The sequence below is a fragment of the Myxococcales bacterium genome, assembly GCA_016716835.1.
In the GTDB taxonomy this organism is placed as follows: Bacteria; Myxococcota_A; Polyangia; order Haliangiales; family Haliangiaceae; genus JADJUW01.
On record JADJUW010000001.1, the window covers coordinates 462,230 to 487,103 of the forward strand.

The following is a 24,874-nucleotide window of genomic DNA, read 5'->3' on the forward strand; positions in this document are numbered from 1 at the left end:
CGCCGCCGCCCGGCCCCGGCCAGGGTGTTTTTGACGATGCCCCGCCGCCGCCGGGCGCTGACGAGAAGATTTCAATTTATTCGACGTTGCAGCACGGCCGCAATAGTTTGATGAAGTTTGCTAAGGTCGCCCTATTCAATGAAGCGTGCGGCGGCTCGCCCATACTCAAAAATTGAACCATTCGTTGTTTCTGACTCGGCACCACGCGTGGATCGATCCGCACATGCGCCGGCCGCGGCCCCAAAAAAGGCCAGCGGTCCGGCGCGACCTGGTTGCCGCGTTGGTGCGGCGACAATGTCGCAATCAACGAAAAAACGTCGCTCAATTCAATGGCTCTAATAAAAGCGTGTCGCCAATCGCGCCGGCGATGGCATGCAACAACGCGAGGTTGGAATGGGTTTGCGATGAAGCGCCGGGCCGCTGGCCCCTGTTCCGCAATAGACCAGCCGCGCCCGGCGCCTATTTGCCTTGAGCTAGCGAACTAATGCGTTTCTGGTTACTCAACCATTAAGCGGTTTTACGTCTCGCCACCTCCGCCGTTGCCAGGACTGCCATTACCGGAGCCACCTCCACCGCCACCACGTCGACGGCGGCGCCGTCGGCCGCTTCCGCCGCCTGGGGCATTGTCACCAGGCGACGCGCTGGCGCTCGGGGCGCCAAAGCCGCTACGCGGAAACAGGCCGCCGTTCGCCGCGGGTGCGCCATCGTACGGGCCAAATCGCGCCGGCGGAGCTGTGAGATTGCCGTTCCCTGGCATGGCCGGCGTCGTGCCTTGGCCGCCTTGCTCGCGACCCGGCCCACCGCCACCGCCTCGACCTCGCCGCCGTCGACGTTTCCGCCCACCGCTGCCATCGCCAGGCGCTCCGCCCGGACCTTTGCCTGGCGCGAAGGCGTCGCGGCGGACAAAACCGGAGGCCGACCCACCACCGTTGCTGCCGCCACCACCACCGCCAGGGCGCGAAAATGGGCCCTGCCGCCTGCGGCCCGCCTCGTTGGGGTTGGCCGATGCAACCGGTGCCGAGTTCATGCGAATCGGACCGCGGACGTATTCGACGACCGGGGCGCCTGCATAGCGGGCGCGAGGCGGCGGATTTACCACGCTAGTGATCACCGGGCTGCTAAAGGCCGAGGGCGGCGGCAGCACGGCTTTTTTCTTGCGCCGCCGTCGGCGTTTCTTGCGCGTGCCATCGCCCGCGATGCCGACATCGCCGCTGGCTACCGCTTCGTCCGCAGCACCGACGAGCCGGCGCTTGGGCTTAGCCACCTTGGGTTGGCGTTTGCGCGCCAAGATGGTGATGGCGTCGCCGCTTTCATAGCCTTCGTCCGCCAGCTCGGCGGCGGTGCGCTGGATGTCTTCGAAGTCGTCTTCGTCGTCATCTTCCTCGTCGTCCCCGCCTTCGTCGCCGTCTTCATCATCTTCAAATTCATCATCGTCATCGTCATCGTCGTTGAGGTCGTCAGCGGCCTGCCCGCCGACGGCCGCCTTGGCGACAATGGCGTCTGCCGCCGCAACGGACGGCGCCGCGGGGGGCGTCGCGCCATCGGCGGTCACGGCTACGGGCTCTTCGACGCGAATCAGGCGATAGCGCGCCGGCTTGACCGGCGGCGGCGCCGCCGTCTCACCTTCTTCGTCGAGCAACCGGGTGAGCGACTCGCCGAGCTTTCTGCTCTCGCGGGCGGCGGCCATCGCAACGTCGCGCGAGCGCAGGCAGTTGTCGCAGCGACCGCACGCGGGGGCATCGGGCTCGCCTAAGTAGTCGAGGATGACTTGGTTGCGGCAGCCCGAGGCGTTGACATAGGCGAGCAGGGCGTCGAGGCGCTGGCGGTCGGCGATGCGGCGGCCTTCGTATTGGCGGGCCTTATCGCGCAAGACCTCGGGCGAAGGCGGCGGCGAGGCGAGCTCAAAAAATCCGCCCTCGAGCTCGTGGACAAACTTTTCTTCTTTAAATAGCGCCAGCACCGTGCGCGTGCGCTGCTGGCCGACCCCCGAGCCCAGGGCGATGTTGGCGATCGTCGGGCCCTGTTCGGGCGTGCGGTTGCTGCTGCCACCAAAGGCCTCGAGCGTCGCATAGACCTGATTGACTTGGCGTCGCGTCGGATAGCTGCCGCTGAGAAAATACTCCTGGATGGCGACGTCGTCCGGCGAAAACAGCAGCACGCACCGCGCGGGCTTGCCGTCGCGGCCACCGCGCCCGGCCTCTTGCGCATAGGCCTCCAGCGAGCCGGGTACGTGATAATGGATGACGTTGCGAATGTCTTGCTTGTCGACGCCCAGGCCAAAGGCGTTGGTGGCGACCATGATGATGTCTTTGTTGTCCATGAAGCGCTGCTGGTTGGCCTCGCGTTCATTCTTGGTGAGGCGGCCGTGATACATCGTCATCGGCAGGCCGTGGCGAAATAGCGCCTGCGCGAGGTCTTCGACTTTCTTGACCGTGGCGCAGTAGACGATGCCAGGCCGAGGCAATTTTTTTAGCAGCGTGACCAGGGTCTTGACCTTGTCGTCTTCGCCGGGAAACGGAATCACTTCGAAATGCAGGTTGGCGCGTTCAAACGTCGTGGTGACGATGGTGGCGTCTTCGCACCCGAGCTGATGCAAGATGTCGTCGCGCACATGCGGCGGCGCGGTGGCGGTGGTGGCGAGCACCGGCGGCCGCCCGAGGTCGTCGATGGCCTTGCGCAGCGACAGATAGGCGGGGCGAAAATCGTGGCCCCATTGCGACACGCAATGCGCCTCGTCGACGACAAAGCGCGACACGCCGAGGTTGCCGGCGCATTGACGCAGGAAGGTGCGAAACTCCGGGTCCGCCATGCGCTCGGGCGTGGTGAGCAGCAGCTTGCCGCCGGGGGCGCTGGCGAGCTCGTTCATCTCGCGGCGCTGCTTGACGGTAAGGGTTGAGTCGATGCGCACGACGGCGACGCCGCGCGATTTCATCTTGTCGATTTGATCTTTGATCAGCGCCAGCAGCGGCGAAACCACGACCGTGAGCCCGGGTAAAATGAGGGAGGGCAGCTGGTAGAGCAGCGACTTGCCGGCGCCGGTGGGCATGACGGCAAGGACGTCTTTGCCGGCGAGGATCGCCTCAAGGGCGGGGCGCTGGCCGGCGCGAAAATCGGGAATCCCGAGGACCTCTTTGCCGATAACCAGCAACTCGTCGACCGTCGTCGCACGGCGTGGTGCATCGGCGGTGCGGGCGGCAGGTTTGACCTTGGTGGTCGGGCGTTTGGGCGCAGTCTTGCTGCGCGTCGGCGCTTTCTTTGCGGTTGCCATGCGGCTTCTCCTCGGACGTTGGCCACGCCGGTCAAACAACGACCTGCGTGAGCGATGCCCCTGCGGGCCCCTGGCAAGCTCCAGCGGGCTGGTAGCTTTTGCGCCAGCACGATTGTGCGGCGGTGCCTGCCCATACTTGGACCATATGGCCGGCCCTGGCGCAAGCGGCAAAGCGCGGATTTCGCGCCGGCTACCCGGTGTAAACCCATGATATCGTACGCCGTGGCTGCGGCGTCAGATCTTGAAATTGTTCCCTCGCGGCTGCATGGGCTCAACGCGGATCGCCAGCGAATGTTGGCCGAGGTGCGCCGACGCGTGATGGAGCGCCTGACCGACGATGTGGCATCGGATGCGGTGGCGTCGTGGGAATATGTGCTCAACGAGGTTTGCTACCACGAGCTGGCGCGCCTAGCCGGCAGCGATAGCAAAGAGCACGCCAAGTGGCAAAAGCTGGCGTTTCGCATCAATCAAATGAGCGATCCTGAGCGGCGGCGCGCCGTCGAAGAGCTCGTCGAAGAACTGTGTCGCGACGTCGTGGGAAATTTCGATAGCCGCGTCTACAAGTTCGTCACCACGGTGCTGCCCCCCGCCTTTGGCTTTCTCTTCTCGCCGGTCGCGAGCATCCGGCAGGGCGTCGAGGCCATCGGCGAGCTGGACGCGCGCATTACCATCGAAGGCGAGCTCGACCTAATCAGGCACGTCGCGCGCAAGGGCACGATAGCCGTCGCGCCAACGCACGCGTCGAATATGGATTCGCCGGTCATTGGGCTGGCGCTGCTGCGCGCCGGGCTGCCGCCGGTGGCATATGGCGCCGGCAAGAACCTATTTACCAACCCGTTCATCAGTTTTTTTATGCGCAACCTCGGCGCCTATCGCGTCGATCGGCGTCTTAAGTATGGGCTCTACAAGCTGGTGCTCAAGGAGTACTCGACGGTGCTGCTTGAGAACGGCTATCACTCGCTGTTTTTTCCTGGCGGCACGCGCTGTCGCTCGGGGTTAGTGGAGCGGCATCTCAAGCTGGGCTTGCTAGGCACGACGGTTGGGGCGAGCAAGCATCGCGCGCGCGCCGGTAACCCTCAGCGGCTCTATATCGTGCCGGCGACGATCAACTATCGCTTGGTGCTGGAGGCCGAGACGCTGATCGAAGACTTTCTCGCCGAGGACGGCAAATCGCGTTACATCATCACCGATGACGAATTCTCGCGCGCCTCGCGCATTCTCGAGTTCGCGCGCAAGATCTTCGCCTTGGAGGGCGCGGTCGTGGTGCGGTTTGGCCGCCCGCTCGATCCGCTGGGCAACGATATCAACGATGACGGCGAATCCGTCGACCAGCGTGGCGTCGTGATCGACCCGGTCGAATACCTGCGCGATGCCAGCGGCGCGATCGTGGATGATGACCAACGCGATGCGGAGTACACCAAGTTGCTTGGCGTGCGGCTGGCCGCGGCCTATCCGGCGCTGACCGTATTTCACGCCACGCATATCGTGGCGCGCGCGGTCTTCGATGAGCTCGCGAGCCAGTTTGAGACGCGGGACATTTACAAGCTCTCGCGCTTGCCGGCGGCGCATTTGGTGGTTGGGCGTGGCGCGGTGGTGCGACGCACCGAGCAACTGCTCGAGCGCCTGCGCGAGCCCTCGGCGGTGGGCCGGCTGCATAGCGCGCTGCTAACCGCCAACGCCGCCGCCGTGGTGCAAGACGCGATGCACGCGCTGGCGACGTATCATACCAAGGCGGTGTTGGCGCAACATGGCGAGGTGTTAGTGGCACAGGACGTCAAGCTCATCTTCTACTATCAAAATCGAACGGCACATATTGCGCCTGACGGCGAGCGAGGTGGGCGATGAGTTGGCCAAGCGTTAGCGCTACGACTGCGCTCGACCGCGATGCGCTCGGCATCATCGGCGCCGGTTCTTTTGGCCTGGGCCTGGCCTATGCCATGGCGCGCGCGGGGCGGCGGGTGGTGCTACTCACCACCGAGCCGAGCATGGCGGAGTTAGTGCGTACGACGCGCCGCTCGCCTCGCCTGGCGGACGTGGTGTTACCCGATGAGGTGGAGATCACCTCCGACGTGGCGCAGTTTGCTAGTGTTGCCCGGTTCATGGTGTTGGCGGTGTCTTCGACAAACGTCGATGAGCGCCTTGATGCGTTGGCGCCGCACGTCACCGGGCGCCACGTCATGGTGCATGCGCTCGGAGCCACGTCGGGTGCGGCGCGCATTTCGGATGTCATCTGTCACCGCACGCCCATCTTGCGCGTGGGCGTGCTCGCCGGACCGTCGCTGCCGCGCGATCTGGTGAGTGCGACGGGCTTTGCCAGCATGGTGGTCGCTTCGCGCTTTGAAGAAGTAATCGCGGAAGGCCGACGCCTACTCAACGCGCCGCCGGTCTTGCGCATCTACGGCTCGGCCGATCTGGTGGGCGTCGAAATCGCGAGCGCCTTATCAGGCGTGTATTCGCTGGCGCTGGGGCTGGTCGACGGCAACGCGCTCGGCATTGGGCCGCGTGCGGTATTGGTGACGCGCGCCCTGGCGGAATCGATTCGACTCGGCGTGGCGCTTGGCGGCGAGGCGAAAACCTTTTCCGGCCTGTCCTGGCTGGGCAACTTGCTGGTACGTGCCGGCGGCCCCGAGGCGAAATCGCCAGAATATGCCTATGGCGTCGGCCTGGCGCGCGGGCAGGCCACCGACGTGGTGCCCGAGGCCGTGCGCGCGGTAGCCGCGCTGCGAACGCTGGCCGATGGGAAAGGGGTACGCATGCCACTGCTCGCCGCGCTTGGCCGCGTGCTAGCGGGCGAATTATCGGCGCGCGATGCGGCGCGCCTGGCTGGCGAATCGGTCGACAGCCGCGAATAACCATGAGCGCCGTCGATTTTCCACCCGGCATTGGGCTGCCCGCCGACGAACGCGCGCGGCTGACGTCGCCGTTGCGCCGCCGCCGGTTCTCGCGGCTGCCCTCATCGCGGCTGGCATCTTGGCGATCTGGGTGGTGCGTCGCAGCATGCGCCTGCCGGCGACGTGGGGCAGCGCGAGCGGCCTGGTGATGGCCGCGCTCGCGATGAATCTGCTCGCGTTTGCGATTCGTCGCGCGACGATGGAATTTCACGGCGATGCGGTGGCGTGGGGATGGTCGCTGCTGCGGTTTCGCCTTTCGTTGGCGTCACTCACCGGCGCCAGCCGCTATCGCGATGCGCTGACGTTGCGTACGCGCTACGGCGGCGTGTGGTACCTCAGCAGCCGCGATTGGGGCGACGTGACGCCGCTTGCCGACGCGCTGGCGCGCAGCGGCGTGGCAGTGGCCCCCAAGGAGGGGCGGCCGACGTTGCGCGAGCACATGGCGGGTTACGGCATTCCGCTTGATCTGGCGCAGCTCGCCGCCGTGCTGGCGCTGCTGGTTTACGGCGGATGGGCACTAGGTTGATTCGACGCGCCCTGGGCGGACCACGTCGTTGTCCCCCCGCAAGGTCTGAGTCGTGCGCAGGCGCTCGATTTTTCGATTGATGTGCCAGTACGCCCATCAGCGTGAGTGCATTTCTGCCGGCTGAGCCGCAGCCGCTAGGCCAGCGCGGGCTCTCGGCATTTGTGCGTCGCGGCACAGATGCTGCATACCTTCGGGGCAAGAACGACAGCATGTGCCGTCGTTCAAATCTCCACATCTCGAAAGCAGCACACTATGAATTGGAATCAAATCGAAGGCAAATGGCAGCAGTTTACAGGTCACGTCAAATCGACGTGGGGCAAACTCACCGATGACGACATGACCTCAATCGGCGGCAAAAAAGACCAGCTCATTGGCAAGGTCAAAGAGCGCTACGGCATCATGCAAGATGCGGCGGAAAAACAAGTCGACGAGTGGATGGCCAAATTGAAGCCAGACCACGATGCCGACGTCATTGTGCCGCCGCCAGCCGCGTCGCACACCGCAGGCAACAACAAGCCCGTCGCGTAGGCACGGGGCCTCGCTCGCGGCTATTTTTCGAGCGTTAGCCTACCGGCGGCAGTTCGTCGCAGCGTGCGCGCTTTGCGCACGAAGCGGCCGCGACAGCCTAGGTCGGCGGTGGCGGTGATCGTCGCCTGTTGGCCATCGGCCGAGGTTGTCACCTCGTACCAGAAACGGTGTTCGCCCGCGATGGCGAAGCCCCACGCCTGCCACGGGCCTTGCCACAGCGCCCGGTCGGCTTGGCAAATGCCGTCGTCGCGCCAGCAACACGAGCCAATCGGTGGCGTCGGACCGGTCGACGGCGGTAGGCGATCGTGGGTGATGAGGTAGTCGGCGGCGTTGTCGGCGAGCTGGGTCAGCATGCGATCGGCTTCGCGCTGCCAGCGCACATGCCGCGCCTCTTCGAGGGCGCTCGGGAGTGAGGCCAACGCGAGCAGCACAATCAACGCGACAAAATAGCGCTTGTGATTCATGACAAGGTAGTTGGATAGAATTGGCTGGCGCGCTCGGCTTGCCAAGCGGTCGGCGGCGAGGCGGCGAGCACGCGCAGCACGTTGCCACCCAAGATCTTGGCGAGCGTCTCGGGCGCGACGCCGCGCGCCGAAAGCGCCGCGGTGAGATTGGGCATGGCCGCGATGTCTTCAAGGCCTACCGGCGGCACGACGAAGCCATCGAAGTCTGAGCCAAGCGCGACGACATCGGCGCCGGCGACCTTGATGACGTGCAAGATGTGGTCGACGACGTCGTCGATGCGCTTGCCGCCGAGGTACTGCCGCGCAAAAATAATGCCGACGCAGCCGCCGTTGTCGGCCACCGCGCGCAGCTGCGCGTCATCGATGTTGCGCCAATGTGGATGCACGCCGGCGACGCCGGTATGCGAAACAAAGACCGGCCGTTCGCACAGCGCGAGCGCCTCGAAGAAACCAGCGCGGTTGATATGCGCCAAGTCGACGATGGTGCCGGTGCGTTCGCATTCGCGCACGACGTCGCGGCCAAAACCCGTGAGGCCTTGCGCGCCATCGGCGCCTTTGCCCATCGCGGGCGCGCCGATCGCGTTTTTTGAAAAATGCAGCAGGCCGAGGTAGCGGCTGCCGAGGCGAGCAAATTCCTCGACCCGCTCAAGCCTGCCCTCAAGCGCCTGGCCGCCCTCGATGCCGCCGAGCGCGGCTACCTTGCCAGCGGCGCGGCAGGCGAGGATTTCGCCCTCGGTCATCGCCCACGCCATCTGCTCGGGATATTTGCGCGTCGCGGCTTCAAGCGCGAGCAGCTGGTTGGCGACAGATTGGGCGCAGCCCGCCTCCGGCAAAGGAAACGTCCATTGCGAAAAAAATTGTGCGGTGACGCCGCCTTGCCGCATGCGCGGGAGGTCGACGTGGCCCATCATATTCATTGGCCCGGGCAGGGGCCGCGCGTGCGCCTCGCCCAGATCGAAATCAAAATGGTCCATGAGCTTGGTGGTGTCGGCGTGCAGATCGATGACGCAGACCTCATCATGCAACGCGCGGGCCTCGGCGAGCGATAGCGACAAGGCTAGGCCGTCCTCGCCGCTAGGCGATCGCTCGCCGCGGTCAGCACGTCGAGCGCCGCCTGGACGCGATTAAATGGCGGCATAATGTAAACGCCGGCGACGCGATGCTTCATCGCGGCCAGCGTCTCTTGCGCGATCTTGACGCCTTCGCTGCGCGAGGCGGGGCCCGTGCCCGCGAGTTCCATGCGGCGTCGGATTTCCTGCGGAATTGACATGCCGGGCACTTCGTTGTGGAGAAACTCCGCGTTGCGATGCGATGCCAGCGGCAGCACGCCAAGCATGACCGGGATGTTCCAGCCTTGCACGTCGTCTAAGAAGCGCTCCATGGTGCGCGGATCGTAGACGGGCTGGGTCATAATGAGCTCAGCGCCGGCCTCAACTTTTTCGGCAAGGCGACGCAGCTCGCGGTCATAATCAATGGCGCCCGGCTCGGCGCCCGTCGCCATAACATACGAGGTCTGACCGTCGAACGGCTTGCCGCCCGGATCGATGCCGGCGTTGAGGTTCCGCACCATGCGCAAGAGGCCAATCGAGTCTAGGTCGTAGACGGGCGTGGCGAACGGGAAGTCGCCCAGCTTGGGTGGATCGCCGGTGACGATCACCAAGTTGCGAATGCCTAGCGCGTGGGCGCCGAGCAAGTGCCCGGTGAGCCCGAGCAAATTGCGATCGCGACAACACACATGCAAAATGGGCTCGATGCCTGTAGTCCGCGCCAACTCCGCGCAGACGGCGAGATTCGACATGCGCGCCGAGGCGCGAGGGCCGTCGGCGATGTTGATGATATCGACGCCGCCCGCGAGGAGCGCGGTTACTTGCGCCGTGGTCTGGGTGAGGTCGGTGCCGGTGGGCGCGGTGATTTCGACCGAGGCGACAAATTCGCCGCGCGCGAGGCGGCCACCCAGCGTGCTGCGCTCGGCCATTGGCATGGTCGGCTTGGTGGCGGGTGGCTTGCTGACCAGTTCGATCGCCGGCGACGACTCGCGCGCGATGAGATCGTCGCTGCTGCGCATCATGCGCACGGCACCGGCCATGGTGCGAATGTGTGCCGGCGTGGTGCCGCAACAGCCGCCGACGATGCTGATGCCGCTCTTGAGCATGCGGCGGGCAAAGACGCCAAAGTGCTCGGGATTGGCGACGTAGAGCGTGCGCCCCTCGATGTTGGCGGGCAGGCCGGCGTTGGGGCGGATGATCACGGGCTTGCCGCGTCCGGTCATCGCGACGCCGACGCCATAGAGTTCACCGGGACCGACGATGCAGTTGGCGCCGACGACATCGGCGCCGGCGGCAATCAGGCGGTCGGCAACTTCGGCGGGGGAGAGCTCGCCTTCGGCCAGGCCGAGGTGATTAAACGTGAGATGCGCGATGACCGGCACTTTCGGGCCGCGTTCGCGCGCGACCTCGATCGCCGTCTCGAGCTCGAGAATGGAGCCAAAGGTTTCGAGGTTGATCGCGTCGACGCCGGCGACGACGAGGGTGTCAATTTGCTCGGCGAGGGCAAAGCGCGCCAGCTTGCGTTCGCTGGCGCTGGCGATGCCAAAGCGCACGCCGGTGGGGCCAACCGCGCCGACGACGTAGGCGCGGTCGGACGCGGCTTGGCGGGCGAGCGCAACGGCTTGGCGATTGATCTCGGCGGTCTTTTCGACCAAGCCGTGCTTGGCCAACGCGATGCGATTGGCGCCAAAGGTGTTGGTCTCGATCGCGTCCGCGCCCGCCTGCACATAGTCGCGGTGCACGCCGACGATGACGTCGGGTTGGGTAAGCGTGAGCTCCTCGTAGCTGCGGGTGTGGAGAAAGCCGCGATCGTAGAGGAGCGAACCCATGGCGCCGTCAAACAAAAGCGGGCCGCGAGCCAGGGCTGCGAGGAAGGGCTGCACGGCGGAACTATACCCCAGCTCGGCCTAAGCGGTGTGGTAGGCTTTAGCAATGATGCGTCGCCTAGCGCTTGGGATCGCCGCCGCGAGCAGCTGGCCTTTTTTGCTGGCGGCCGGCACCCCGGCCAACCCGTTTAAAAAGCCAGCCGCGCCCGCGCCGGTGCCCGTGGTGGCACCCGCCGTCACGCCTTCGGTGGCATCGTCCACCGCCAGCGCCGAGACCATCAAGGCCTTGCTCGCCACCGCGCGCAAGGCGAAAGGCGCCAAGGCTGCCCCTGCGTGGCAGGCCGTGCTTCGCGCCGACGAACATCATAGCGAGGCCTTGTTTGCCCTGGCGGTGCTCGATATGGCCGGCAAACGGCCCGCCGAGGCGATGGCGCGGCTAACGCTGTTGAGCAAGCAGGCGCGAGACGACGCGCAGGAGTTTTTGATCGAGGCCAGGCGGCATGCGGCGTTTGAGGCGGTTCGCGCGCAGGCGTCCTTTCGCGACCTCGTTGGCCTAGGCCGCGCACCCACGACGGACTATGAAATGCTAATGGGCCATGGCGGCCAGTGGGAGCAGGGCGGCACCGCGTGCGATCGCGCCGAGGTGGCGTTGCAACTGCGGCAGACGCGCGCCTTTGCCTTGCGCGTGACGACGCGCTGCGACGGCGAGGTGTCGACCATGAAATTTCGCGGCACGTGGAAGCTTGAGGCGGCGACTCCTGGCGGCGTGCAGCTGCAATTTGGCAAGCCGGGCAAGGGCGACAGCAAGGCCGCCAGCGAGCATGCGGGCTGCGCGCTGGCGCCGGTGGCCGATGAGTTTTCGCTGACGTGCGCCATTGATGAGGACTTGACGCTGACGCTGTTGCCGGCGCGGCGTTAAGTCACCGCATGCGCGAGGCGATAGCGGTCGGCGGCGAAGTTGCGCTTGATTTGGATGAGCTCCTTGATGGCGCGATAGCCGTCGCGCAGCGGCGACACGCGCGAGCGCGGATCGTCGGCCCAGCGCACGCCGACCTCGGCGATGGCGTACTGGCGCATGCGGGCGAGCGCCAAGATCTCAAGGTCAAACGACCAGCGGTTGATGCGGCCGCGTGAGAAAAGGTCGATGGCGGCGCGCGCCGAGAAAGCCTTGAAGCCACATTGCGTGTCGCGGATGCCTGGCACCAGCGTCCACCGCACGACCAAGTTTGACAGCTCGCTCCACATGACGCGATAGCGCGGCGGAGGGTTGTCGACCTGCGCCCCGTGGGCGCGGCGCGAACCGATGGCGAGGTCGGCGTCGCCGGCGAGCACGGGGCCAACGATCTTGGGCAGCTCGGTGGCCGCGATGGCGCCGTCGGCGTCGTACATCACGCGCACGGCGCCGCGCGCGGCGAGCATGCCGACCCGCACGGCGTTGCCCCTTGCCGCGGTTGGGGCTGGCGTCGAGGTAGCGCAGGTGCGGCAGGTCGCGGCCCGCCAGCTCGACGACCTCGCGCGTGCGGTCGATTGAGCCGTCGTCGACAACGAGCAGCTCATAGGCCAGGCCGCCGTCGTCGAGGTAGGGCCGCGAGCGCGCGCAGCGTCGGCACGACGCGATGTTCTTCATTGTAGGCGGGCACGATGATGGATAGGTCAAGTTCAGGCTTCATATTGATTCCGCTCCTTTGGCGTTTGGCGCAAACACCTGCGCCTGCATGGGATAGGTCCAGATGGCAAAGATGACGACCGCGGCGATGGCCTTGGCCGCGAGGTAGGCGACGTGCAGCAGGCCGGCGAGCACATGCACGGTGGTTGCGACCATGAGCATGGTGCCGAGCACGATCAAGGCGAAGCGGGCGAGCTGGTCGGCGCGTAGCGGCGAGACGTCGCCGAACGCCCAATACCGATTGAGCGCAAAACACAGCACGGCGCCCACCAGCGAGGCGCACGCCGCGGCGATGCCGTAGCCAAGCCGCATGATCTCGACCAAGCACGCCATCGCCGTAAAGTCGACGACGGTGCCGGCGACGCCGCTGGCGGCGCTGCGTAGCATTTGGTGGCGTGGTTCGCTACGCATCTGCGGCTGGTCAAAGAGCAACCTGCGTGCCAAGACGCCCAAGGGCGGCAAATCCAGGCATTTGGCGGGCGCAGGCGGCGCCTAATGACAGCTTTAGGTGAGCGGCGCGGCAGGTCTTGCGCAGCGGCGTTAAGAAGCTGACACAGCGGGCCGGCGTGTGACCTCGCGCGAAAATTGGTCTATGATTGCGCATGGCTCAGGTAGATCTGCGCAAGCTCAAGGATGACGCCGCCGAAGCGGTGGACCGCGGTAAATTCAAAAAGGCGCTGCAGTGCTATGAGCAGCTCGAACAGCACGACGCCAGCGATGGCAATTGGTCGCGCCGCGCCGCCGAGATGTGGCGCAAACTGGACGACCGCGAGCAGGCGCTTGCCGCGTATTTGCGCGCGGTCGAAACATACGTGCGCGCTGGGTTTTTGATCCAGGCCGTGGCGATGTGCAAGATGGCGTTGCAGCTACACCCGGCTCATCCGGTGGTGATGGCGCGCTTGGCGACGTTGCAACAAGGAGTGGCGGTTACGCCCATGCTGGCCAGCCCGGCCACCCCCAACCCGGGCATCACGGCTCGCGGCGCGGCGGACGTGCCCGCGGCGTCTTCGCGTGGCGGATTGGACATGTCGCTGGAGCTGCCGCCCGACGATGGCGAGTTTGTCATTGAGCGCTCGGCGACCGCGGGCACGTCGATCGACAAGGTCGAGCTGGCGCGCGCGGTGCCTGGGGCGCATGCCGTTGCGGCGGGTGGTCGCGCGGGCTTTATCGAACTAGATCTCGACGATGTAGAGGTCGAGGAACTCGATGACTCGGCGCTGACGCCAAGCGAACCGCCACAGGGTGGCGTCGCCGTGGCGCCACCGGTCGTTGCCGCCGTGGACCCCGCCGCCGCCGCGCTGCGCGCCGTGCGCGAACGTGGTAGCCACGGCGCCGACGCAGCTGCTAGCGATGTCGCGCCAACTCATCCATGAGTTGGTAAACGCCGAGCCCGCGGTGTGGCCGGTGCTGCTGCGCTTTCTCCGCACGCGCTTGCTCGATCGCTTGCTGGCGACCAGCCCGCTGTTTCAGCAGTTTGACCGCGGCGAGCGCGACGAACTCATTCGTAAGTTTCGCTTTTTGGAAGTGGCGGCCGGTACGCCATTGGTGGCGCAGGGCGCGCCGACCCCTGGCCTTTTCTTGCTCATGGCCGGTCATGCCGAGGTGGCGCGCGATGGCGCGCGCGTCGCCGTGCTTGGCCCTGGCGACCTGTTTGGCGAGATGAGCCTGCTGGGGGGCGACGTCGCCGGTGCGGCGGTCACCGCGCACAGCAAGTGCCTGCTGCTGCTCTTGCCCGTCGCCGATTTTCGCAGGCTGACGATGACACATCCGCAGGTGGTCGCGTTTTTGTCAGAACTGGCCGACCAGCGCGTCCAGGGCGCCAGCGACGTCGGCCACGTCGAGCTGCTTTAGCGAAGCATTGGCTAGCCGCCCAGCGGCTCAAAGCGCGCTTGGAAAAATCGCAAGTACTTTGGCTCGTACGTCATCTTCAGGCCGTTAATTGTCTGGCGGCGTTCCCACACCGCCGCAGTTGATTCGGCCACTACGTCCATGTGTGCCTGGGTGTAGACGCGGCGGGGCAGGGTAAAACGCACCAGCTCAAGCTCGGGCGTGTGATTGCGGCCATCGGCGCCGCGCCCCGCCGAGACGATGCCGCGCTCCATGGTCCGCACGCCGGAGTCGAGATAAATCTCCGCGGCCAGCGCCTGCGCCGGAAACGCCTCCTGGGGCACGTGTGGCAAGAAGCGCTTGGCATCGACGAAGATGCCGTGGCCGCCGATGGGCCACACGATGGGGATGCCGTAGGCTGCCATCTGCTTGCCGAGATACTCAACCTGGCCGACGCGCGCGTGCATGTGCGCATCGCTGACGCTTTCCTTGATGCCGATCGCCATCGCCTCCATGTCGCGGCCCGCGAGGCCACCATAGGTGTGCAGGCCCTCGTAGACCACGACTAGATTGCGCGCCTCTTCGAAAACGTCCCAGTCGTTCACCGCGAGGAAGCCGCCAATGTTGACGAGCGCATCTTTTTTGGCGCTCATGGTGGCGCCGTCGGTCAGCGAGCACGTCTCGAGCACGATCTCGCGAATGGACTTGTCCCTGTAGCCAGGCTCGCGCTGCTGGACAAAATAGGCGTTCTCCGCCACCCGCGTCATATCGTGGATGATGCGGAGGCCGTGCGCCTGCGTATACGCGCGCAGCTCGCGCAGATTGGCCATGCTGACCGGCTGCCCGCCCGCCATGTTGACCGTGGTCGCGATGCTGACATAGGGGATTTTCCCCGCGCCGTGCTGCTTCACCAGCGCGTCGAGCTTGCCGAGGTCGACATTTCCCTTAAACGGATGCTCGCTAAGCGGATCGTGCGCCTCGTCGATGATGATGTCGGCGAACGTGCCGCCCGCGAGCTCTTGGTGCAGCCGCGTCGTGGTGAAATACATGTTGCCCGGCACAATGTCGCCAGGCTTGATCAGCACCTTTGATAAAATATTTTCGGCGCCGCGGCCTTGGTGCGTCGGGACTAAGTACTTGTAGCCGTAATACGCCCGCACCGTTTCCTCGAGGTGGTAGTAGTTGCGGCTGCCCGCATAGGCCTCGTCGCCGCGCATCAGCCCGGCCCACTGTTCATCGCTCATGGCCGCGGTGCCGCTGTCGGTCAGCAGATCGATATAGACGTCTTGCGAGCGCAGTAAAAAGGTGTTTAGCCCGGCCTCTTGCAGGGCGGCGGCGCGTTGCTTGCGCGTGCTCATGTGGAGCAGCTCGACCATTTTGATCTTGTAAGGTTCGGCCCACGAACGCCGGCTTGGTGGTTGCATGGGGCGCACCATATCGCCCGTGCGAGCGAGGCGCCATGGGGCGATGAGCTTCGCGGAGGCGCATGCTGCGGTGGAGTGTCGCATTTGAACTTGCGCCGACGATCGGTGATCATCGGCGCCATGTACGACGTCGCGATCATCGGCTCGGGATACGGTGGCGCGGTGATAGCGGCGCGCTTGGCGGGGCGCGCGCGGGTGCTCCTTGTGGAACGCGGCCGGCGCTAGCGATCGGGCGAGTTTCCCTCGACGCTCGCGGGGGTGGGGCGTGCGCGGCAGCACGCCGGCAACCCGCTGGGCCTGTGGGGCATGCGCTTTGGCGACGGCGCGGGCAATGCGTTCGCCAGCGGCTATGGCGGCGCGAGCCTGGTGAATTACGGCATCACCAGCGCGCCCGACGACGACGCCTTTGCGCGTTGGCCCGAGCCAGTGGCAACTTGGCGGCCGTATCTGGCGCGCGCCCTTGAGGTCTTGCAACCCGCCGCCAACCCGCGTGGCGGCGAGCTAGCCGACCGCGCGTTTCTCGACCGCGTCGAGCCGGGGCGCCGCGTCGAGCTGCGCAACACCATCGATTGGTCGCACTGCACCTCGTGTGGCCATTGCTGCCCTGGGTGCAACCAAGACGCCAAGCGATCACTCGACAAGACCTATTTGGCGATGGCCGAGGCGGCCGGCGTCGAGCTGGCGTTGCAGCGCACGTGCGTCGAGGTCTTGGCGCATGCCGAGCGTGACGGTCCGTGGCAGCTCACCTTGCAAGACACCGCCACCGGCGCCTATGAGGCCTTGCAGGCGCGTCACGTCGTGCTCGCGGCGGGGACGTTTGGCACCCTGGATTTGCTGCATCGCCTGCGCGGGACCTTGCCGCTGAGCCCGGTGTTTGGCACGCGCATGAGCATGAATGGCGATGGCGTGGCGTTTCTCTACAATACTTCGCTGCGGACGTCGACCGAGCACGGCGCGCCCATCTCGGCCGCGGTGCGGCTGCCATTTGTCGACGCGCAGCAGCAGCGACGCACCCTGACGGTGATGAGTGGGCGCGTGCCGGCGTCGCTCACGCCGTGGCTGGCGCCAACGCTGGCGGCGATGGCGCAGTGGTTGCCAAGTTTGCCGCCGCCATCGCCACACCGACGCGACGAGGCGGCGCCCGTGATCGCGCGCGGCGAGCTGTTGCGTCGGCGCGCGCGCGACTTGCGCGGCGCGTTCGCCGACGGCGCGCTGGCGCATTCCTTTATGTTCAAGCTCGATGCGCAAGACTCGGCACAGGGCCACGCCACCTTTGATCGAGAGGGGCGTGCCGCGCTGTCGTGGCCTGATTACGCGCGCGATCCGATCATGGTCTTTGCGGCGCAGCGGGTTGCACGCTTGGGCGGCAGTTGTCGGCGGGCGCATTATTACCGAAGTCGGCACGTGGCCGCTGATGCCTGGCATGGGTGTCCATCCACTCGGCGGATGTCGCATGGGAAAGTCGCTCGAAGATGGCGTGGTCGATTCGTATGGGCGCGTGTTTCATCCGCGCGGCGGCCACTATCGCGGCCTGCGCATCGTCGACGCCAGCATCGTGCCCGACGCCGTCGGCGTGCCAACCAGCCTGACGATAGCCGCGGTCGCGGAGCGCGCCGCCGAGCAACTGCTACGCGAGCTTGCGGCGTAGCCACGGCGGCAGCCGTGCCTGCCACGCGGGCGCAGGCTCTGGCACCGCGCCGCGCAGCGTGTGCCAGAAGAGGGCGCGCCGCACCCGGCCGTGCTGGAGATCCTGCGCCATGCAGGCATAGGCCTTGCCAGTATAGACGGCATCAAGCGCGATGCCATGCGCAGCCAGCGCGCTGCACGCCGCCAAGGATCCCGGGGTCGGGTGCCCATATCCACGGCCAACAAACCCTCGCCGAATCATCGGCGGCGGTGGACACCACGGCGTCGGCACGAGGCCCCATCGGTGCATGGCGGCAAAGAAGCTGCGATATTGATGTTGTAGCGCGGCCCGGGTCGCCAGCGCGCGCTCGACGACCGCCACCGCATGCACCGGCGTCTGCACGCCGGCGAGAAAGGAGGCCGGCCGCGATGCCAAGCGCGGTACCGCCGGTGCCAAGCGGGACAGATCGCGTCGAGCGGCGCTGACGGCAGCGTCGCCAGCTGCGCTGCCAATTCGAGGCCAGCGAGCACGCAGCCGAGCGTGCCCGCCGCGTCCGAGGCACCGAGGGCGACGACGGGCACGGTGCCGGCATCGGCGCCAGCCGCCGCGCGCAGCAGGTATGGCGCGCGTAAGGCGAGCGTCGCGCGCGTCCGATAAAACGTCGCGGCGTCGGCGAGCGAGACCGTCGCCGCGAGATTTTCGACGATGCCCGGCGAGCGCGGCTCGTCGAACAGGTGGACGTGCAGGCGCTTGCCACAAGCGCGCGCGGCCTGCGCCAAGGCCAGCAGATGCCCCGAGCCAATCGCGCCCGCGCTCTGCCACGCCGCCGCCTGCAAATACCGCGGCTGCGCGAGCAAGAAATCGAGCTTGCGGATCTTGCTGCTGCCGCCCATCGTTGCCAGCTGGTCGTCGCGCTTGATGCCGATCCACGTGGCGCCGAGGCGCGCCGCGACGTCGGGCAGCGGCGTGATGGCGGTCGGCGCGGTGACCCAGCCATGCGACGGCAGCGCGGCGAGGCGCGCGCGCAGGTGCGCGGCAAACAGCTCGGTGCGCGAATGGGGCACGCATCCATGATGCCGCGGAGGTAGCGGTGCGCGCGGACGAACGCGTGCGGCACAACGCCACAGCCAGCCGTGCCGCATTGCACAAGTGGGGCCGGCTGCGCGGCGGCGTGCTGCCGTATCGTGCGCTGACGTATGACCTTTAAGACCATCATCGAGCCGTTTCGCATCAAGTCGGTCGAGCCGATTCGCCTCACCACGCCGGCCGAGCGCGCGACCTGCCTGCGCGCCGCGCACAACAACCCGTTCTTGCTGCCGTCCGACAAGGTGCTAATTGATCTGCTTACCGACTCAGGCACCTCGGCGATGAGCAGCCAGCAGTGGGCGGCGATGATGGTGGGCGACGAGTCCTACGCGGGCGCCAAGAGCTGGGAGCGCTTCTACGGCGAAATTGCCGATCTCACCGGCATGCCGCACGTGCTGCCGACCCACCAGGGGCGCGCCGCCGAGCGGATTCTCTATGGCCATCTCGGTGGCAAGGGCAAGCACTTCTTTTCCAATAGCCACTTCGATACGACGCGCGCCAATATCGAGCACACCGGGGCGATCGCCATCGATCTGCCGTGCGCCGAGGCCAAAGATCTCGACGCCGCGGCGCCGTTTAAGGGCAACCTCGACGTCGCGGCGCTGCGCGCCAGGTTGGCCGAGGTGGGCCCGGGTAACGTCGCGGCGGTGATCTTGACCGTGACCAATAACAGCGGCGGCGGCCAGCCGGTCAGCCTCGGCAATGCTCAGGAGGTGGCCGCGCTGTGCAAGGCCAACGGCGTGTTGTTCGTGCTCGATTGCTGCCGCATCGCCGAAAATGCGTATTTCATCAAGCATCGCGAGCCAGCGTGTGCCGACCTGACCTATCGCGACATCGCGCAGGCCATGTTCGCGCTCGCCGACGTCGCGGTCATGAGCATCAAGAAGGACGGCCTGGTCAACATGGGTGGCTTTCTCGCGCTGCGCGACGACACGCTGGCCACGGCCTGCACCAACCTGCTCATCATGACCGAGGGCTTCACCACCTACGGCGGACTGGCCGGGCGCGACATGGAGGCGATCGCGGTTGGCCTGCGCGAGGTGTTTGAGCCCGATTATCTCCATTACCGCATTGCCAGCACGACCTATGTCGGCGAGAAGCTGCGCGCGATGGGCGTGCCGGTAGTGTATCCCATTGGCGGCCACGCGGTCTATGTCGACGCCGGGCGCATGTATCCGCATATCCCGCCGGCGCAGTTTCCTGGGCAGGCGCTGGTGTGCGCGCTCTACCTTGCGGGCGGCGTGCGCGCGGTCGAGCTCGGCTCGGTGATGTTTGGGAAGCGCGACGCCGCCGGCGGCTTTATCCCGGCGCGGCAGGAGCTAGTGCGCCTGGCGATTCCGCGCCGCGTCTATACGCAGAGTCACATGGACTACGTGGTCGAGGTATTTGAGGCGTTGGCGGGCAGCAAGGCCAGCGCGACCGGCTATCGCCTAACCTACGAGCCGCCGGCCCTGCGCCACTTTACGGCGCACTTCGAAGCCTGTTAGCGCCGCGTCGCCGGGGGCGCATCAACCGGGCTTGCCATCGGCACGGCGCGTGAGCAGCGCCCGCGCGTTGGCGACGAGATAAAGCGCAAAGGCCAGCGCAAACAGCGCGGCGGCGACGGCCCAGGTAGTGCGCCAGTGCCGGGCGGGGACCAGCAGCGCGGCCAGGCGCGCCACCACCGCGAAGTTGATGGCGATGAACGCGGCGATGCCGATCGCGTTAACGTGAAGCGGTCGCCCTGAATGCCCCAGCGTCACGCGCGCCATCATGCCGAGCGTGATCGCGCCCAGGCAGCCGATGGTGAGCGCATGCAGCGCTACCGAGGAGGCCAGCAGCGTCGGCGCGATGATGGCCACGCCGAGCAGCGCGTGCCCAACCGCCAGCCAGACAAAGCCGCCGTGCAGAATGGCCACCAGCGGCACGCGCATCGCGGCGCGCAGGCCCCATGTGCGCATGCGCCAGCCCTGCGCCACCGCCGACGCTAAGCAAATCGTCCCCAGCACCGCACGGGCCGGCGTGCCTTGCAGCCATGCCGCGTGTGGCAGCGCCGCCAAGAGCAGCGCCGTCGCCGCGACCGCGATCGCAAGGCCGGTCGCCCAGCGATCTGCCAGCGGGTTACCCGCGATGGTCGCGACGCCCGTGGCATTGCGCGTAAACATCGGCACGACGCGCCCGCCCATGACGACGATGAGCAGGATCACCACGTGCAACGCCGCGAGCAGCGCCGGCCGCGCGGCACCAGGCAGCGCGCCGACCGCCTGCGCGTGTACCAACAGCGCCGCGAGCACCCACACCGTGAGCATGGCGAAGATGCCGTAGTTGCGGTGGCTGCGCGCGCGCACGAGTACGTGGCCGACGGCCGCCAGCAGCGCGAGCTGAAAGCCCACGACGAGCGCCGCCGCAAGCCACGCCGAACCGCCAAGCGCGCCCGCCATCGCCAAACGGCCCGCAACCCATAGCAGCGCCAGCGCGAGCAGGGGATAGCCGTGCAGCGTGTTAAGGCCGGTCCAGTTGCGCGCCGCAGTTAGTAGAAAGCCAGCGATCACCGCCATGGCAAAGCCAAACAGCATTTCGTGCGCGTGCCAGTCGTAGGGCGTCAGCCCGCCGCCGCCAGGATGGCGGCCGGTCCACAGCGCGTAGAGCCACAGCGCGATCAGGGCGATGGCGCCGAGCGCGGCCAGCAAAAAAAATGGGCGAAACCCCATCGCAATCCAAGCCGGCGACGCGGGCAAGGTCTCGCCAGGGGCGCCCGCCAAGCGCAGGCCGGCCGCGCCTGGCTTGGGCGCGCTAGCGGTGACAGGACTCGGAGCAGGTGAGGCGTGAGTTGACATAAGCGCTCGTGCGTAGTCATGTAGCACCATGCCGCGAGCTTCGGCACGGAACCGCGCGCCCTAGCTCGCTTCGCCATGTGGCGTCTTGTCGCTGCGCGGCTGCGTGCGATTACCCGCCGCGGTAGTTGTCGACCGCGACATAGCGACGCGCAAAGGCGCGAAAAGCCAACGCCGTGAGCAGGGCAAAGCCGGCGAAAAGAACATGAGAAAGGCGGTCGGCGATAGCCCCGTGCCGGCAACTTGGCTCAGCACCGCGGGTTGTTTGATGGTCGTATCGGCGAGCAATACCCACAGATTGCCGATCGTCACCGCGAGGTTCCAAAAGCTCATGATCGCGCCCTTCATCGACGGCGGTGCTTGGCTGTATGCGAACTCGAGGCCCGTCGCCGACACCAACACCTCGCCGAGCGTGAGCAGCGCGTATGGCAACAACTGCCACACGATCGAAAGCTGCGCGCCACCGTCGATGGCGACCTGCATGACGCCGATCGCGATCCACGACAGGCCCGCGAACATTACGCCGAGGGTCATCTTGCGCAGCGGCGTCAGCTCTACCCCGCGGCGCGCAAAAAACGGATACGCGATAAGATTGTTGAACGGTAGCAGCAACATGACCAGCGCCGGGTTGAGCGCCTGCATCTGCGCCGGCGAAAACCACGAGGGCTTGCTCATCTGCCCGGCCTGAAATACCCAGGTGGACGCCTTCTGGTCAAACAACGACCAAAACGGCGTCACGAGCGCAAAGATCACCAGCACGCGCAAGACGCCGCGCACGGCGACCAGCGCCTCATCGCCATGGCGCGCCCGCGCCGCCGGCAAGGCGAGCCAGGCCCCGCCGCCGACGCCCGCGATCGCAAACACGAGCGCCAGGCACAGCGCCGAGACAATGCCGACATAGCCAAAGCAGGCGAGGCTTGCCACGGCGGCCAAGAGGCCAAGCGCGGCGATGCCTCGGCCGAGCTGGCCAATGCCGGCCGCGCCGCGCACGTCCGGCGCCGCTAGCAGCGCCGATCGCACTACGCGCAGAAACGAATTGGGGTCGGCCGGCGCCGGCGCGACATTCACATAGCGATGCCGCCCCAGCCAAAACACAAAGGTAGCGATGAACATCAGGATGCCCGGCACGCCAAACGCCACCGCCGCGCCGTAGCGTCGCAGCAGGATGGGCATAAACAGCGAGGCGAAAAATGAGCCGAAATTGATGATCCAATAAAACGCATCAAACACCACTTGGGCGCGATGCTTGTTGGTTTGGTCAAACTGGTCGCCCATGAACGAGGCAACCAGCGGCTTAATGCCGCCCGAGCCCAGCGCGATCAGCGCGAGGCCGGTGTAGAAGCCGGTGCGGTTGTCCTCGAACGCCGCCAACATGCCATGGCCGGCGCAATACAGCAGGCTCAGCCATAAGATGGTGTGGTACTTGCCAAAGAAGCGATCGGCGAGCCAGCCGCCAAGCAGCGGAAAGAAATACACGCCGATGACGAAGGTGTGAAAGACGTCTTTGGAGGCGCCTTGGCGCTCGGCCTCGGGCAGGTAGAGCAGCATTGACGTCGCGAGAAACGTCGTGAGGATGTTGCGCATCCCGTAGAACGAAAAGCGCTCGCAGCCCTCGTTGGCGATGATGTACGGGATCTGCCGCGGCAGCGGCACCTGCGGCGCGTTAGGCGACATCGGGCTTCTTGCGGCGCACCAGCGACGAGGCCGGCACTAGGCTCTGCGCCACCAGCTCGGCGATGTCGAGCACCTGGATTTGTTCGTCGACATTTTGGTCCTTCATGCCGTCGGTCAGCATGATGCTGCAAAACGGGCAGGCGACCGCCACTGCGCCGACGTCGGCGGCGATGATTTCTTTGGTGCGGTTGACGTTGACGCGCTCGCCGTGCTCTTCCATGAACATGCGGCCGCCGCCGGCGCCGCAGCAAAAGCCGTGCTTCTTGTTGCGCGTGAGTTCCTTGTAGCCGCCAGGCGGCTTGACCGCGGCGATGATGTCTCGCGGTGCATCGAACTCACCGTTCCACCGCCCGAGATAACAGCTGTCGTGATAGGTCAAGGTTTCAACTGGTGAGGAGACCGGCACGATTTTTTTGTCGGCAAGCAGCGTCGCAATGAGCTGCGTGTGGTGCACCACCTCGTAGTCGCCGCCAAACTGCGGGTAGTCGTGGCGCAGGGTATGCAAACAGTGCGGGCACGACGTAATAACCTTCTTGACGCCGGTCGCGTTGAGTACCTCGACATTTTGCGCCGCGAGCATCTGAAACAGCATCTCGTTGCCGGCACGCCGCGCCGGATCGCCGGTGCAGCCCTCTTTGTGGCCGAGCACCGCATAATTGACGCCGGCCGCATTGAGCACCGCGACCATGGACTTGGTTTGCTTGATGATGCGGGCGTCAAACGCGCCGGCGCAGCCCACCCATAGGATGTAGTCTGGGTTGGGATTGTCTTCGATCGTCTTGACGTCGAGGTCTTTGGCCCAGTCCATGCGCTGGTCCGAGGCAATGCCCCACGGGTTGCTTTGGCGCTCGAGATTATTAAACGTGCGCACCAGCTCGCCCGGCGACTTGTCTTGTTCCATCACCAGGCTCTGCCGCATTTGGATGATTTTCATCGGGTGTTCGATGAAGACCGGGCACACTTCTTGGCAGGCGCCGCAGGTGGTGCACGCCCACAGCGTGTCCTCGGCAATCTTGCCGCCGGTAATTTGCGGCAGGTCGGCGAGCTCTTTCTCGGTAGCGGCGAGCTGCGCCTTGGTGGCCACGAGCTCGGGGTGTGGGTGCGCGTCGTCAAAGCCATGGCTTTGCGCATAGTCGGCGAGCGACGCGACGTCGCCCTTAAGGGCCGCAATCTTGTCTTTGAAGGCTAGGCGGTCGATCATGTCGTAGCGGATGTCGTGCACCAGCTGCATCGGCGAGAGGTTCTTGCCGGTGCCATAGGCAGGGCAATAGTTTGAACAGCGCGCGCACTCAGTGCAGGCGTAGGTGTCCATCAGCGACTTCCAGCTAAATTGCTCGACCTTGCCAACGCCCCATTGCGTTTCGTCTTCGAGGTTGAGCTTGGGCAGGTCGAGCTTGCGGGCCGAGAGGTTGCGCGCAAAAATGTTGGGCAGCGCACCGAGCAGGTGGATGTGCTTGGAGTAGGGCAGGTAGTTGAGAAACGTCAGCAGAATCAGCACGTGCACCCAGTAGGCGAGCATCGCGCCGCGATGCGCGGTCTCGGCCGAGATTGGCAGCATCCAGCCCGCCACGACGTTAGAGAGCTTTAGCGCCTCGCTATAGGCACCGCCCGCGGCGACCTCGCCGGCGATGTGATAGCCGTGCGACAAGAAGTGGGTGATCATCAGCGAGCCGATGGCGCCCAAGATGAGCCCGGCGTCGAGGTTCCACGGGATCAGGTGCGGCTTGACCACCAGGCGTCGAAACACCGACCAGGTGACGGTCAGCAGCACGAGCAAGTTAAAGAGGTCGATCGAGAAAAATAGCGGCACGTAGAGAAAGCCAGGCATCCAGTTTTTCATGGCGAGCGCCGGCCACACGCCGCTTAGGAAGATGTCGGTGGTGGCGGCGCCGATGACCAAAAAGCCCCAGAAAATAAAGACGTGGTGCTTGCTGGTGCGGTGCAGCGGGCCTTCTTCGATGACCTTTTTTTGACCAAAAAAATAGATGAGCACCGAGGCCAGGCGCGCTGGAATTTGGTCAAACCGCGGCCGGGGGTCGGCGACGCCTTGGCGCGCCGCGCGGCCGAAGATAATCACCGTGCGCACGAAGAACGCGAACGACGACGCCAGCAATAGGGCAAAGATAACCTGCTGCATTATCGCGTTGTTAGCACGGTCCGCGGCGCCCTGCCTATGCGCTGCGCGGCCTTGCGCGCATTTTGAGGCGC

General features: G+C 65.8%; 21 protein-coding genes and 2 pseudogenes. 11 read left to right on the forward strand and 12 right to left on the reverse strand.

Annotation, left to right across the window (positions count from 1 at the left end; all coding sequences use genetic code 11):
- Positions 1-517: 517 nt before the first annotated feature.
- Positions 518-3,268: an ATP-dependent DNA helicase RecQ gene (locus IPL79_01960; protein MBK9069766.1), complete on the reverse strand. Its 2,751-nt coding sequence runs from the start codon at positions 3,266-3,268 to the stop codon at positions 518-520.
- A 207-nt stretch (positions 3,269-3,475) separates the two neighbouring features.
- On the opposite strand from IPL79_01960, the gene IPL79_01965 reads away from it, so the two are divergent.
- The 4 genes from IPL79_01965 (at position 3,476) to IPL79_01980 (ending at position 7,213) form a co-directional block, all read left to right on the forward strand.
- Positions 3,476-5,113, forward strand: coding sequence for a 1-acyl-sn-glycerol-3-phosphate acyltransferase (locus IPL79_01965; protein ID MBK9069767.1), 1,638 nt, complete (start codon positions 3,476-3,478; stop codon positions 5,111-5,113).
- Positions 5,110-6,120, forward strand: coding sequence for an NAD(P)-binding domain-containing protein (locus tag IPL79_01970; protein MBK9069768.1), 1,011 nt, complete (start codon positions 5,110-5,112; stop codon positions 6,118-6,120). The genes IPL79_01965 and IPL79_01970 overlap by 4 nt, the downstream gene beginning before the upstream one ends.
- A complete protein-coding gene (locus tag IPL79_01975; GenBank protein MBK9069769.1) occupies positions 6,077-6,685 on the forward strand; it encodes a hypothetical protein in 609 nt (202 codons plus the stop codon). The genes IPL79_01970 and IPL79_01975 overlap by 44 nt, the downstream gene beginning before the upstream one ends.
- A gap of 252 nt (positions 6,686-6,937) precedes the next feature.
- Positions 6,938-7,213: a CsbD family protein gene (locus tag IPL79_01980; GenBank protein ID MBK9069770.1), complete on the forward strand. Its 276-nt coding sequence runs from the start codon at positions 6,938-6,940 to the stop codon at positions 7,211-7,213.
- 20 nt (positions 7,214-7,233) lie between these two features.
- Here the strand turns inward: IPL79_01980 and IPL79_01985 are convergent, their stop codons facing one another.
- From IPL79_01985 to IPL79_01995, 3 genes are read right to left on the reverse strand one after another with little or no spacing between them, the layout of a single operon-like run.
- Positions 7,234-7,677: a hypothetical protein gene (locus IPL79_01985; protein ID MBK9069771.1), complete on the reverse strand. Its 444-nt coding sequence runs from the start codon at positions 7,675-7,677 to the stop codon at positions 7,234-7,236.
- Positions 7,674-8,732, reverse strand: a complete 1,059-nt coding sequence (locus IPL79_01990; protein MBK9069772.1) for a dipeptidase — start codon at positions 8,730-8,732, stop codon at positions 7,674-7,676. Before IPL79_01990 ends, IPL79_01985 begins: the two co-directional genes overlap by 4 nt.
- A 2-nt stretch (positions 8,733-8,734) precedes the next feature.
- Positions 8,735-10,624 (reverse strand): bifunctional homocysteine S-methyltransferase/methylenetetrahydrofolate reductase, encoded by a 1,890-nt coding sequence (locus tag IPL79_01995; GenBank protein MBK9069773.1) that lies wholly within the window; start codon positions 10,622-10,624, stop codon positions 8,735-8,737.
- A gap of 31 nt (positions 10,625-10,655) precedes the next feature.
- Between IPL79_01995 and IPL79_02000 the strand changes: the two genes are divergently transcribed.
- On the forward strand, positions 10,656-11,468 hold the full coding sequence (locus IPL79_02000) for a hypothetical protein (protein MBK9069774.1): 813 nt from the start codon (positions 10,656-10,658) through the stop codon (positions 11,466-11,468).
- Here IPL79_02000 and IPL79_02005 read toward each other — a convergent pair.
- Together IPL79_02005 and IPL79_02010 are read right to left on the reverse strand one after the other, a co-directional pair.
- Positions 11,465-12,094 (reverse strand): glycosyltransferase, encoded by a 630-nt coding sequence (locus tag IPL79_02005; GenBank protein MBK9069775.1) that lies wholly within the window; start codon positions 12,092-12,094, stop codon positions 11,465-11,467. The two genes, IPL79_02000 and IPL79_02005, sit on opposite strands and share 4 nt — an antisense overlap.
- 121 nt (positions 12,095-12,215) lie before the next feature.
- Entirely contained in the window at positions 12,216-12,626 is a 411-nt protein-coding gene (locus IPL79_02010) for a GtrA family protein (protein ID MBK9069776.1), read from the reverse strand.
- 191 nt (positions 12,627-12,817) lie between these two features.
- Between IPL79_02010 and IPL79_02015 the strand changes: the two genes are divergently transcribed.
- Entirely contained in the window at positions 12,818-13,588 is a 771-nt protein-coding gene (locus tag IPL79_02015; GenBank protein MBK9069777.1) for a tetratricopeptide repeat protein, read from the forward strand.
- A complete protein-coding gene (locus IPL79_02020) occupies positions 13,566-14,066 on the forward strand; it encodes a cyclic nucleotide-binding domain-containing protein (protein ID MBK9069778.1) in 501 nt (166 codons plus the stop codon). The genes IPL79_02015 and IPL79_02020 overlap by 23 nt, the downstream gene beginning before the upstream one ends.
- Positions 14,067-14,077: 11 nt before the next feature.
- On the opposite strand, the gene IPL79_02025 is transcribed toward IPL79_02020, so the two are convergent.
- On the reverse strand, positions 14,078-15,478 hold the full coding sequence (locus tag IPL79_02025; protein MBK9069779.1) for a tyrosine phenol-lyase: 1,401 nt from the start codon (positions 15,476-15,478) through the stop codon (positions 14,078-14,080).
- A 63-nt stretch (positions 15,479-15,541) separates the two neighbouring features.
- Here IPL79_02025 and IPL79_02030 point away from each other — a divergent pair, with 63 nt between their 5' ends.
- From IPL79_02030 to IPL79_02040, 3 genes and pseudogenes are all read left to right on the forward strand, one after another.
- Positions 15,542-15,691, forward strand: coding sequence for a hypothetical protein (locus IPL79_02030; protein MBK9069780.1), 150 nt, complete (start codon positions 15,542-15,544; stop codon positions 15,689-15,691).
- Between the two features lie 81 nt (positions 15,692-15,772).
- Positions 15,773-16,306, forward strand: a pseudogene (locus IPL79_02035) (GMC family oxidoreductase N-terminal domain-containing protein).
- A gap of 400 nt (positions 16,307-16,706) precedes the next feature.
- On the forward strand, positions 16,707-17,114 hold the full coding sequence (locus IPL79_02040) for a hypothetical protein (GenBank protein ID MBK9069781.1): 408 nt from the start codon (positions 16,707-16,709) through the stop codon (positions 17,112-17,114).
- On the opposite strand, the gene IPL79_02045 is transcribed toward IPL79_02040, so the two are convergent.
- Together IPL79_02045 and IPL79_02050 are read right to left on the reverse strand one after the other, a co-directional pair.
- Positions 17,094-17,300 (reverse strand): hypothetical protein, encoded by a 207-nt coding sequence (locus tag IPL79_02045; protein ID MBK9069782.1) that lies wholly within the window; start codon positions 17,298-17,300, stop codon positions 17,094-17,096. The genes IPL79_02040 and IPL79_02045 overlap by 21 nt on opposite strands.
- 50 nt (positions 17,301-17,350) lie before the next feature.
- Positions 17,351-18,157 (reverse strand): hypothetical protein, encoded by an 807-nt coding sequence (locus IPL79_02050; protein ID MBK9069783.1) that lies wholly within the window; start codon positions 18,155-18,157, stop codon positions 17,351-17,353.
- Positions 18,158-18,289: 132 nt separating this feature from the next.
- On the opposite strand from IPL79_02050, the gene IPL79_02055 reads away from it, so the two are divergent.
- Positions 18,290-19,666 (forward strand): tryptophanase, encoded by a 1,377-nt coding sequence (locus IPL79_02055; GenBank protein MBK9069784.1) that lies wholly within the window; start codon positions 18,290-18,292, stop codon positions 19,664-19,666.
- Between the two features lie 21 nt (positions 19,667-19,687).
- Here IPL79_02055 and IPL79_02060 read toward each other — a convergent pair whose 3' ends face one another.
- The 3 genes and pseudogenes from IPL79_02060 to IPL79_02070 all read right to left on the reverse strand — a co-directional run bounded on the left by IPL79_02060 (position 19,688) and on the right by IPL79_02070 (position 24,803).
- Positions 19,688-20,995: an NnrS family protein gene (locus IPL79_02060; GenBank protein ID MBK9069785.1), complete on the reverse strand. Its 1,308-nt coding sequence runs from the start codon at positions 20,993-20,995 to the stop codon at positions 19,688-19,690.
- A gap of 109 nt (positions 20,996-21,104) precedes the next feature.
- Positions 21,105-22,666: pseudogene (locus IPL79_02065) on the reverse strand (MFS transporter).
- Positions 22,656-24,803, reverse strand: coding sequence for a (Fe-S)-binding protein (locus IPL79_02070; GenBank protein ID MBK9069786.1), 2,148 nt, complete (start codon positions 24,801-24,803; stop codon positions 22,656-22,658). Before IPL79_02070 ends, IPL79_02065 begins: the two are co-directional and overlap by 11 nt.
- Between the last annotated feature and the right edge of the window lie 71 nt (positions 24,804-24,874).